The 10903-nt window shown below is 73.0% G+C and carries 10 protein-coding genes; 5 read left to right on the forward strand and 5 right to left on the reverse strand.

Annotation, left to right across the window (positions count from 1 at the left end; translation table 11 throughout):
• The coding region (locus ABEA15_RS25235) for a glycosyltransferase family 2 protein (RefSeq protein ID WP_345559556.1) at window positions 1-1353 on the forward strand (1353 nt) is incomplete at its 5' end.
• Window positions 1354-1582: 229 nt separating this feature from the next.
• The gene (locus tag ABEA15_RS25240; protein ID WP_345559557.1) at window positions 1583-2011 is read left to right on the forward strand and encodes a DUF3817 domain-containing protein; all 429 of its coding nucleotides are present in this window, start codon (window positions 1583-1585) and stop codon (window positions 2009-2011) included.
• Here ABEA15_RS25240 and ABEA15_RS25245 read toward each other — a convergent pair.
• Window positions 1987-2871 carry an SURF1 family protein gene (locus tag ABEA15_RS25245; protein ID WP_345559559.1) on the reverse strand — a complete coding sequence of 295 codons (885 nt, stop codon included), beginning with the start codon at window positions 2869-2871 and terminating at the stop codon, window positions 1987-1989. The genes ABEA15_RS25240 and ABEA15_RS25245 overlap by 25 nt on opposite strands.
• A 944-nt stretch (window positions 2872-3815) precedes the next feature.
• Here ABEA15_RS25245 and ABEA15_RS25250 point away from each other — a divergent pair.
• From ABEA15_RS25250 to ABEA15_RS25260, 3 genes are all read left to right on the forward strand, one after another.
• The gene (locus ABEA15_RS25250; protein ID WP_345559561.1) at window positions 3816-4301 is read left to right on the forward strand and encodes a hypothetical protein; all 486 of its coding nucleotides are present in this window, start codon (window positions 3816-3818) and stop codon (window positions 4299-4301) included.
• A gap of 98 nt (window positions 4302-4399) precedes the next feature.
• Window positions 4400-4771 carry a hypothetical protein gene (locus ABEA15_RS25255; protein WP_344147662.1) on the forward strand — a complete coding sequence of 124 codons (372 nt, stop codon included), beginning with the start codon at window positions 4400-4402 and terminating at the stop codon, window positions 4769-4771.
• Window positions 4772-4896: 125 nt separating this feature from the next.
• Entirely contained in the window at window positions 4897-5232 is a 336-nt protein-coding gene (locus ABEA15_RS25260; RefSeq protein WP_344147599.1) for a helix-turn-helix domain-containing protein, read from the forward strand.
• 87 nt (window positions 5233-5319) lie between these two features.
• Here ABEA15_RS25260 and ABEA15_RS25265 read toward each other — a convergent pair whose 3' ends face one another.
• From ABEA15_RS25265 to ABEA15_RS25280, 4 genes are all read right to left on the reverse strand, one after another.
• The gene (locus tag ABEA15_RS25265; RefSeq protein WP_344147602.1) at window positions 5320-5937 is read right to left on the reverse strand and encodes an ATP-dependent Clp protease proteolytic subunit; all 618 of its coding nucleotides are present in this window, start codon (window positions 5935-5937) and stop codon (window positions 5320-5322) included.
• Entirely contained in the window at window positions 5934-6716 is a 783-nt protein-coding gene (locus ABEA15_RS25270) for a ClpP family protease (protein WP_425579448.1), read from the reverse strand. The genes ABEA15_RS25265 and ABEA15_RS25270 overlap by 4 nt, the downstream gene beginning before the upstream one ends.
• Before the next feature lie 1357 nt (window positions 6717-8073).
• A complete protein-coding gene (locus ABEA15_RS25275; RefSeq protein ID WP_345559563.1) occupies window positions 8074-8910 on the reverse strand; it encodes a class I SAM-dependent methyltransferase in 837 nt (278 codons plus the stop codon).
• A 747-nt stretch (window positions 8911-9657) separates the two neighbouring features.
• Window positions 9658-10707 carry an SURF1 family cytochrome oxidase biogenesis protein gene (locus ABEA15_RS25280; protein WP_345559565.1) on the reverse strand — a complete coding sequence of 350 codons (1050 nt, stop codon included), beginning with the start codon at window positions 10705-10707 and terminating at the stop codon, window positions 9658-9660.
• Between the last annotated feature and the right edge of the window lie 196 nt (window positions 10708-10903).

The following is a 10903-nucleotide window of genomic DNA, read 5'->3' on the forward strand; positions in this document are numbered from 1 at the left end:
TTCGCCGCCGGCGGCGGCGGCGAGGCCGTCGCCCCGGTCGGTGTCGCGGAGGCGGACGGCGACCGGGTGCTGGTGCGCTCGCGTGCCGCGGCGCCCGGCGCAGACGCGGGCACGGCGCCGGTCGCTCCGGAGCCCGACGACACGGCGCCCTCCGCCGCGCAGCCGGTTCTCGCGAGTGCGGCGCCGGCGGGCCCGGCCGCCCGCGATCCCGAGGCCCCCGAGCGGCTCGACCTGGCGGTGGTCATCCCCGCCCACAACGAGGAGCCGGTGATCGACGGCGCCATCACCTCGGCGCTGCGCCTGTTCAACCGCTGGGACATCTACGTGGTCTCCGACAGCTCGCACGACGCCACCGCCGACATCGCGGCCGAGACCGGAGTCAACGTCCTCGAACTGCTGACCAACCGCGGCAAGGCCGGCGCGATCGAGGCGGTCATCGAGGAGTTCGAGCTGGCCGAGAACTACGCCGGGGTGGTCATCCTCGACGCCGACACCGAACTCGACAGCGGCTACGTCGAGGGCGCCCGCCGCCAGCTCGGCGATCCCTCCGTCGCCGCCGTGGCGGGCTTCGTGGTCGCCGAGTGGAAGCCCAAGGAGCGCACCATCACCGGCCGGACCATCTCGGCCTACCGCGACCGCCTCTACTGGCTGCTGCAGTACCTGCTGCGCTTCGGCCAGACCTGGCGGCACACCAGCACCTCGTTCATCGTCCCCGGCTTCGCCAGCGTGTACCGCACAAACGCGCTGAAGAGCATCGACATCAACCCCAAGGGCCTGGTGATCGAGGACTTCAACATGACCTTCGAGGTGCACCACAAGCGCCTCGGGCGGATCTCGATGCGGCCCGACACCAAGGCGTACTGCCAGGACCCGTTCACCCTGGGCGACTACGTCAAGCAGGTGCGGCGCTGGACCCTGGGGTTCTGGCAGACGGTGCGCCGGCACGGCGTGTGGCCCAGCCTGTTCTGGTTCGCGCTGTTCTTCTACATCCTGGAGGTGGTGGTCGTCTCGGTGCTGCTGCTGGCCACCGCCGCGCTGGGCCTTTTCACGCTCGTCCCGCTGGCCACCGGCGGCGCGGTGCTGGACGTGGACGCCTATGCGACGGGGTACGCCGCCGTCACCTCGGTGCTGCCGCTCACCACGATCCTGATCGGGCTGTTCGTGCCCGACTACATCCTGACCTGCGTGCTGGCGACCGTCCGGCGCCGGCCCAGCTACCTGGTCTACGGGGTGTTCTTCCTGCCGATGCGGCTCCTCGACGCCTACCTCACCCTGCGCACCGTTCCCCAGGCGTGGACCACCCGGTCCGACGGCCGCTGGCAGAGCCCCACCCGCGCGTCGGGGCGGCTGTAGGCGAGCGCTGCGACCTGCGCGTCCGCGCCCCGGTGACGGGCGGCACCGGTGTGCGGCGACCCGCATCCGGGGTGCCCGCGGCGGCGATTAGGCTCGGTTCAGGTCCCTACCGCGGTCAGGCTCCGCAGGGACCGGAACCACAGAAAGCCCAGCGCGGCCGCGGGCCCCCGCGGCCGCTCGCGCGGCGGCCTCCGGGTCGCCGTCCGCCGCCGACAGCACGAGGTGCCCCGTGGAGAAGAAGCGTCTGCCGTTCGTCCTGTACCGCGTCCTGGCCTATGTGACGGGTGTCCTGCTTCTGCTGCTCACGTTCGTTGCGATGCCGGCCAAGTACCTCATCGGCGAGACCGCGCGCTTCTCGCTGGCCGCAGCGCCCGCGGGGGCCGAGAGCCTGTTCGGTGACGAGTCGGTGCTGATGCCGCTCGTGGCCATCCCGCACGGCTACGTCTACATGGCCTACGTTCTCGTCGTGCTGTGGCTGGCCCTGGACCGGCGCTGGAGCGCCCCGCGGACGGTGGGGGTGGCCCTGGCCGGGACGATCCCCTTCGCCGGGCTCATCATCGAGCACCGGCTGGCGGCAGCGGAGAAGGCGGGTTCCGGCGGGGCCGCGCCGTCGGCGGACGGGCGCGGCGCCGGTCAGGTCCGCGCCACCGATTCCTGATCGCCGCCGCCCGCGTCGGCGGAGGGCGCCCCGCCGCCTCCCGGCTCCGGCCGCCCGTTCTCGCCCTCAGGCCCCTCCTGGCCGCCCTGTCCGCTTGCTGAGCCGCTTTCCCGCAGCTCACGGCGCATGAGTGACAGCCAGAAGACGACCACCGCGCTGCCGAAGACCCCCCACTGCGCGGCGTAGCTCACATTGCGCCAGTTCCACACGATGCCCTTGGGCGGCTCCGGCGGCGGGATCTGCCGCAGCCCCGGGCCGGAACCGGCGGCCGCGTCGGCGGGCCGCTGCTCGCCGAGGATGATGTAGCCCTCGTAGAGCCGGTAGGGCCATTCGTTGACCAGCAGCGAGGGCGCGATCCGGGCCACGTGGCCCTCGGGCGTGTCGACGGGGATGTATCCGTCCTCGGCCTTGTCCGGGGGCTGCAGCCATCCCGTCACCGAGACCTCGCCCTCGGGCACGTCGGCCGGCCGGTCCGCGGAGTCGGCGGCGCTTTCGGGTATCCACCCGCGGCTGACGGCGACGGCGGTGTCCTCGCCGGTGACCAGCGGCGCGACGACGTAGTAGCCCTTCTCCCCCTCAGGGGACAGCGCCGGCGCCAGCCGCTGCCGCTCGGGCGCGTAGACGCCGGTGACCCGCACCGCCTGGTTGCCCTCGTCCTCGGACATGTAGGCGCCCGGCTGCAACACGCTCTCCAGCGGTCGGGCCCGGGACAGCCGCTCGATAGGGCTGTCCACGACCTCGCGCGAAGGCTCCTGGGCGCGCTCGAACTGCCAGTACCCCGCGCCGAGGCATACGGCCACGGCGAGCAGGGCCAGCAGATGGGTGCCGAGCCAGCGGGGTTTGACCAAGTCGGAGCGCACGACCCCAGGCTATGTCCGCCTTGCGGCGGACTCGCTGCGCCCCCGGAACAGCGCCGACTTGACCTTGGGCGCCGTGCCTTGGTTCGCGGGTTGAGTGGAGATGGAGATCACTTTAAGTAGTTCACTGTGACAGAGGGTTGTTACGGCAGGTCATCATCGGTAGTCTGTGGAACAGAGCGAGAGGCGAAGCCGATCGGCGCAGCTCTCCCGCCACAACATAGAGCTTTCAAGGTCGCGACTCCAGGGGGGAGGAGTCGGCGACCGTTCCCAAGGCGAGGGCCGCATCCGTGATTTTGAGGGGGGACACGGAGGCGGCCCTCGCGTCATGCTGTGTGCCGGTTCACCCGGGCTCAGGCACGGAGGCCCGGAGGGCCTGAGGTGCTGCAGCACTGAAGCCGTGAGGCGCCGAGGCTGCCCGGCCCCCGCTGTCGGCAGCCCGGTCGCCGGCGCCGCGGCGGGCTCCGGCCCCTGCCTCCCGCAGCGGGCGGGCGCCGGCGGGTCCCGCATCTCCTGGGAGTCGGCCCCGCTCCACGGCGGATGCGCGCCTGTGTCCCCGCCTGCGCACACGGGCGTCCCCCGCGCACACGGGTCCGCGCGCCCCTCGAACGCTCTTCCGGCGCACGCGTGCGCGATGCCCCGCCCGACTCAGACGAAACCGGGGCCTTCGGGCCCGGTATCGCCGAACAAGGTCCCTAATCGCGCACGGAAATCGAATCCGGGCGATCGGCATGACCAATGCGATTCGCCGGTCTTTCGTATTCGCACTGCGTATCCGGCGGATCGGCGCATTCGGTCGGAAAGATCACGGAGTGGCCGGATTAGGAACGGCGAATCGCCAGAAAAGCCGCGCGAATCACGTGTCGCCCTTTATGCTCATCGGTGGTGCGAGGAACGGAATCAACCGTGTCTTCGCTTCCGCCTGTCCGCGCGTGCGAAGGAGCGCCGTGATCGACCTGGATCAGCAGATGCGGGAGGTTCTCCGCCTCGACGGAGTGCGCAGCGTCTGTCTCGTCCACTGGCACGAGGAACGCGCCGTCGCCTGGCACGGCGCGGACGACAGGGCGCTGGCGGCGCAGACGGCGGCGGTCGTGCGGGCTGTCGCGGAGGGGCCCCTCGAGCAGGGCCGCACTGTCGAGGAGGTGGTTCTCACCGAGCGCGGAGACCATCTGATCTACACCGTGCTCGCCCGCCCCGGCCTGTGCCTCCAGGTCCGGATGGGCCGCGACCAGGGCAGTCTCGGCCTGGTCCTGCACCGGTTGCGCCGGGTCGCCGAGGAGGCCCGCCCGCAGCTTCCCGACGTCCGCAGGCGGCGGGGCACCCCGGCGCCGGCCGCACCCACCACCGTCGAGCGCCCTGTACTCCTCCGCGTCCTCAACGCCCTGCGCGAGTTGTCCACCGGCAGCGACCGGACGGCCGAGGTGGTCGCTTGACCGGTGGAACGCGGCCGCGCGGCCGTGGCGGAAGGCTGCGCCGCTGGATCGCCGAGCGGCCCGCGCTGCTCCGGCCCAACCACAGAAGAGAGAAGGATATGGCGAATATCGATTCCGGGCTCAAGGAAATGATGGAGATCGAAGGCGCGATCGGCGCCGCTGTCGTCGACTACAGCAGCGGGATGGCGCTGGGCACGCTCTCCTCGACCAAGTCCCTCGACCTCAATGTGGCCGCCGCGGGAAACACCGAGGTCGTCCGCGCGAAAATCCGGACCACCGAGCAGCTCGGGCTCAACGAGTCGATCGAGGACATCCTGATCACACTTTCCGCGCAATACCACATCATTCGCCCCCTCACCAGCAGAAAGGGGCAGGGGCTGTTCCTCTACCTGGCGATGGACCGCACCCGGGGCAACCTCGCGCTCGCCCGCCACCGGCTGAAGTCGATCGAGGAGGAGCTGGACGTGTGATCCCCGCGTCCGGTGACGATTCTGCCCGTCGCAGAACGCGCAGGCTGGGCCTTCCGGCGCCATGGCCGGTGCGGTCCGGTCGGCGTAGTGTCGGGGTGTCAGGAGTGCGCTTCGGGGAGGGAACCATGGGCGAACGGCCGGCAGAGGGCGACGAGCCGCTGATGCGCGACCTCATCGGGGGCGTGCTCCGCCGAGCCCGCTTGGAGCAGGGGCGTACGCTGCAGGACGTCGCCGAGGACGCGCAGGTGTCCCTGCAGTACCTCTCCGAGATCGAGCGCGGCCGCAAGGAGCCCTCCTCCGAGGTGCTGGCCGCCGTCTACCGCGCGCTCGGGTTGCAGCTGGTCGACCTGGTCGGCGGGCTGCACACCGAGCTCGCGCCCGCCCCCGCGCCGATCGGCCGCGGGCTGGTCGGTGCCCCTCGAACGGACGGCGGCGTCCAGGCGGTGCTGCTCGCCGCCTGAACGCCTCCCCCGGCCCGGCGGAGAGCACCGGGGCGGTCCGCGCCCGGCCGGGGCGCCGCCCGCAGGTCGCGGACGGCGCCGCCGGTGTCAGGCCGCGCCCACGGCGGCCCTCCTCGCCGGCCGGTCCGAGATCACGTCGTCGACCAGTCCGTAGTCCTTGGCCTCCCACGCCGTGAAGATCTTGTCGCGGTCGGTGTCAGCGCGCAGCCGCTCGACGCTGTGGCCGGTGTGCGCCGACAGGATCTCCTCGATCTCGCTGCGCACCCGCAGCACCTCGGCGGCCTGGATCTCCAGGTCGGCGGCCTCGCCCTGGCCTTCGGTGGAGGGCTGGTGCAGCAGCACCCGCGAGTGTCCCAGCGCCATCCGCTTGCCGGGCGTGCCCGCCGCGAGCAGCACCGCCGCGCCCGAGGCCGCCTGGCCCATGCACACCGTCGCCACATCGGAGCGGACGAACCGCATGGTGTCGTAGATGGCCGTCACGGCGGACGTGGAGCCGCCGGGGGAGTTGATGTAGAGGCTGATGTCGCGCTCCTCGTTCTCGTGGTCGAGGTGGAGAAGCTGGGCCATCGTCACGTTGGCCACGCCGTCGTCGATCGCCGTGCCCAGGAAGATGATCCGCTCCGAGAGCAGCCGGCTGAAGACGTCGTAGGACCGCTCGCCCGAGGGCGTGCGCTCGACCACCACCGGAACCGTGTACTGGCTCATTTCCGCCCCTCCTCGGAGTCCGACCCGTCGGCGCCGCCGTTCTGTGCGCCGTCCCCGTGCTTCTTCTCCTGCTCCTGCCGCTCCTGCCGCCGCTCGGCCCGCGCCGAGGCCGCGGCATGGGCGATCCCCGGAGCGTTGTCGGCGCCGAAGCCGAACCGGCGCGCGGTGTCCCCGCCCAGTTCGGCCACGCTGTTGACGACCTGGTCGACGAACCCGTACTCACGGGCCTGCTCGGCGGTGAACCAGGCGTCGCGGCGCTGGTCCTCGACGATGCGCTCCAGCGGCTGGCCGGTGTGCCGAGCGGTCAGCTCCTGCAGGGACTTCTTGGTGTGGGCGAGGTTCTCCGCCTGGATCGCGATGTCGGCCGCCGTGCCCCCCACGCCGCCCGAGGGCTGGTGCATCATGATGCGCGCGTTGGGCAGGCTGTAGCGCTTGCCTGCGGCGCCCGTGCACAGCAGGAACTGGCCCATGCTTCCCGCGAAGCCCATGACCAGGGTGGCCACGTCGTTGGGGATGAACTGCATGGTGTCGTAGACCGCCATGCCGGCGTGCACCGAGCCGCCGGGGCTGTTGATGATCAGCGTGATGTCCCGCTTGGGGTCCTCCTCCGCGAGCAGCAGCAGCTCCGTGCAGACGCGGTTGGCGACGACTTCGTCGACCTGGGTGCCGAGCACCACCATCCGGCCGTGCAGCAGCCGGTTGGCGATCTGGTCGTCGAACGTCGCGGCGGCGCCGTCGGCGGCAAGCCGCGGCAGCGCCGATGGGTAAGTTGAAAGCACTTCTCCTCCTCGATCGGTTCCAAGGCCGGAGCCCGACGGGTGGCCACCACATCGTCCGGACGTCACCAGCCTGCGGCCGGTGATGGTGCGGAATCGACCCTTTCTGCCCTGCGGCGATCTGCCGCAAGCAGAGCGCTGACTTGGAGGCATGGGGCGGGGGGTTGGGGTGCGCGCGGCCATCGGATCGGGTGAGCGCTGGTCAGCCACCCGACGACGGCAGCGACGGCGGCGAATGGCCGAGCCCGCGGCCACCGGTCCCCGTGCCCGCCGGTTGCGCGCCCTGACGGGGGGCAGCGACGTCAGCGGACGGCCGAACCCGCGACCACCGGTCCGGGAGCCCGCCGGTTGCGCACCCGACGACGGCAGCAAGGGCGGCGGATGGCCGAGCCCGCGGCCATCGGATCGGGTGAGCGCTGGTCGGCCACCCGACGACGGCAGCAAGGGCGGTGGGTGGTGGGGCGCGCGGCCATCGGATCGGGTGCCCGCCGGTCGGCCACCCGACGGCGGCGGATGGCCGAGCCCGCGACCACCGGTCCCGGTGCCCGCCGGTTGGCCACCCTGACGAGGGCAGCGACGGCGGCGAATGGCCGGGGTGGCGGGGAGGAAGGGGGCGGTTTCCTGTGATGGTGGGGCCGCGGGCGCAGGATCGGGAATTGCGGGCAGGCGTTGGAGTCGGGGACGGCGACGAGACCGCCTGATGCAGCCGGCGGCGCCGCAAAGTGTCGCACCACCCCTCCACGTGGGGCGATTCCTCCCCCGGTGTCCGGATTGTACCCGGGTTCGGGGACCCTCGGGCGGCGCCGGTGACGACGAAACCCACCGAATGCACCTCTCAAGGGGCTCCGGCCGCGGTTTTCGGCGGTCTCGTGGCCCGGGCGGCGGTCACACCGCCCGGAGAAACGGGCAAACCGGGGCAAAGCAACCCCGTATTTTCCGTATGACGGAAACACGGCAGGGTGGCGGCGCCATCGCGCTGGTTCAAGCGGGACTCGTGCTCCCGCAGCGGTTCCGCCAAGGACGAAATGCCCGAAACGCCCCCCGGCAGGACGGGTCAACCAGCGGGCACCCGAACCGATGATCACGAGCCCAACCACCCGCCGCCCTCGCCGCCCCCGTCAGGGCGCGCAACCGGCGAGCACCCGAACCGATGGGCGCGGGCTCGGCCACCCGCCGCCCTTGCTGCCCACGTTGCACGCCGCACCGGCGAGCACCCGATCCGATGACCGCGGGCCCGACCACCCACCGCCGTCGCCGCCCTCGCCGCCCACGTCGGGCGGGCAACCGACACGCACCCGATCCGACTTCCGCAGGGCCGCCCTCCGGGCTCAGGTTGGGCGCGGCCGACTACAGCTCTCGCCTAGCCTGCCGGTTTCGCTGCTACGAAAATCGCGGTGCCCGGGAAGAGGCGGCCGCGCAGCGGGCTCCAGCCTCCCCAGGTCTGCTGGTTGGACTCGGGCCACTCCGGCTCCACCAGGTCGCGCAGCACCAGGCCGGCGGACACGATGCCGCGGATCCAGTCGCCCATCGTGTGGTGGTGCTCGACGTAGACGGCCCGACCGGCGGTGTCCTCCTCGACGTAGGCGCGGCGGTCGAAGTACGACTGCTCGGCGATCAGACCGCGCTCGCCCGGGTCGTCGGGGAAGCACCAGCGCATGGGGTGGCTCACCGAGAACACCAGCCGCCCGCCCGGCCGCAGCACGCGGGCCGCCTCGGTCAGCGCCGCACCGGCGTCGGGCACGAACGGCAGCCCACCGAAGGCGGAGCACACAAGGTCGAAGGCGCCCGCTGCAAACGGCAGGTTCTGGACGTCGGTCTGGGCGGTGGGCACCCCGACCCCGGTCTCCTCGTCGATGCGGCGGGCGTGCTGGAGCTGGCGGCGGGAGATGTCGACGCCCACCACGCGCTCGATCCCTTGGGTGCGCAACCACCGCGCGCACTGCCCGGCGCCGCAGCCCAGCTCCAGCACCCGGGCGCCGCGCAGCTCATCCACCCGCCCGAGCAGGCGCGCGTCGGTCTCATCGACGCCTTCGGGTCCCCACACGAAGCCGGTGTCGCGCAGGAACGCGCCGTGCTCGGCCTGGTACTCGTCGGCCGCGTGCTCCCACCACAGACGGCTGGCCCGCGCGCTCTCGCCCCGGTCGGCCGTGCGCCGTGTCACGCGGTGGACACCGGGCGCTCCCCCGTCGTCGCTCATACGCCGATCCTGCCAGTGCCGCCGCGCACACGTCGGCGGCGGGCCCGGGCCGCACGACCTCTGGCCGGTCGCCCTCGCGGCGTCCCCCGGGGTAGCGCATCCCGCCGCCGGTCTCCCGCGCCGCGACCCCCGGGGTAGCGCATCCCGCCGCCGGTCTCCCTCGCCAGACTCCCGCCACCCGACTACCGCTGCGGCATCCCGGACCGCACCGACGGCCACCGGCCAGGCCACCGGTGACCGATCAACGGTCATCCATCACCCGTCGCGCATCGCCTCTCGCCCGCCACCCGTCACCGTCCGCCCGGGAACCGCGCCCGGTCCCACAGCGCCTGCATGAGTGGACCGAGCGCCCGGCCGCGCCGCGCTCGCTAAGCACACAGCGCACACGGGGCGGCCGGCCGGCGCGGCGGACCGGTCGACCATGCCCGCCTCCGTGAGCTGAGCGAGCCGGTCGCTGCGCTCCCTCGACGACAGGCCGTCGGGCCGCTGGCCGCGCCCTCGCGGGGCCGCGCCCTCGCCGTCCGCCACTCAGGCCGCGCGGCCGAGGACCGGCCTGCTTCGAGCGGAGAACCCCCGGCTCCGGTTCGCGGGTTCGGCTCCGGGACTGGACGTACAGGTACGCCCGGTTCGGCCCGGCCCGTCGAACCGGCCGACCGGCTCAGTCAGCACCCGCGCGCAGTCCTGCCCGCGATGGGCCGGTCGGCCACGGCGCGGGGTCGGCGCACCGGAGCGGACCCGCGGCGGGCGCTACGTGCGGGCGTCGGCGTGCGGGGACCGCCGGTCCGGGCGGGCCTGTTCCCGCGCATCCGGCGCGGTCCTCGCCGCGGCCTCGGCCGCGGCTCCGGCCTCGCGGCTGCCCGCCCCCTGAGGCCGGCCCGGGGCGCCGTCGTCCGCTCCTCCGCCGTCCGATCCACCGCCGGACCCGCCATCGTCCGAGCCGCCGACCGATCCCCCGTCGTCTGGCGTGCCACCGCCCGGCCCGCCACCTCCGGCGCCGTCTCCACTCGGAGCCTCGGCCCCCGTGCCCGATCCGGGGTCTTCCGGACCCTCGCCGCCGCTGCGGGCCTCGGCCACCTCCTGGCGCATGAGGAAGACCCATCCGCCGATGGCGATCACGGTGAAGATCCACCACTGCACGGCGTAGGAGAGGTTCATCCCCGTGTTCAGCTCGGGCGGCGACACCGGCTCGGGCCGGTCGGAGGCTGCGGGGCGCTGCTCGGTCAGCTCGGCGTAGCCGCCGTAGACGGGATAGGGCAGGTCGCCGGCGATCCGGTCCACGTCGATGAGCATGATCTGCCCTTCCGGCAGACCGTCCCGCACACGGATGCCGGTGCTCTCCTCGGACTCGCCGGACCGCAGCCGACCGGTGACCGTCACCCGCCCTTCGGGGGGCGCGGGCACGTCCGGCCGGGTCGTGGCCGTGGGCGGCTGCTCGATCCAGCCGCGGTTGACCAGCAGGGCGGTGCCGTCGCCGGTGACCAGCGGTGTCAGCACGTGCAGGCCCACACCCCCGGATCCGTCGCGATTGCGCACCAGCAGCTCGTGCTCGGCGTCGTAGCGCCCGGTGGCGGTGACCCGGCGCCACTGCTCGGCGGCCGAAACCTCCTCACTCGGCGAGGCGAGCCGGTCCACCGGCACGGGTGCGGCCGCCATGTTCGCCTCTTGCAGGGCCACCGCGGCGGACTTGTCCTCCCAGCGGTGCAGCTGCCAGAACCCGAGCCAGATGAAGCTGGGCACGATCAGCGCCACCAGCGCGTGGAACGCCAGCATGCGCGGCGACAGCAGGATGCGGAGCACGCATTCGAGGCTATAGGAGCCGTGGCGACCTCGGTCATCGGGTCACCGTCGCCCACCTGCGCGTATCCGCCGCACGACCCCGCCGCCAGGCGCACACCGCCCCACACCACCGCGCGAACCCGCCGCCGGGCGGACGCGGGACGGTCCCGCGCCCGCGCACCGCGCGCCCGCGCACCGCGGCGCCCGCGCACCGCGG

It is taken from the genome of Streptomonospora halophila (assembly GCF_039542725.1).
Classification (GTDB): domain Bacteria; phylum Actinomycetota; class Actinomycetes; order Streptosporangiales; family Streptosporangiaceae; genus Streptomonospora; species Streptomonospora halophila.

Coding starts and splice junctions, on each gene's coding strand:
- ABEA15_RS25255 (WP_344147662.1), top strand. CDS start 4,400: ATGGCGAATATCGATTCCGGGCTCAAGGAAATGATGGAGATCGAAGGC.
- ABEA15_RS25260 (WP_344147599.1), top strand. CDS start 4,897: ATGGGCGAACGGCCGGCAGAGGGCGACGAGCCGCTGATGCGCGACCTC.
- ABEA15_RS25265 (WP_344147602.1), bottom strand. CDS start 5,937: ATGAGCCAGTACACGGTTCCGGTGGTGGTCGAGCGCACGCCCTCGGGC.
- ABEA15_RS25275 (WP_345559563.1), bottom strand. CDS start 8,910: ATGAGCGACGACGGGGGAGCGCCCGGTGTCCACCGCGTGACACGGCGC.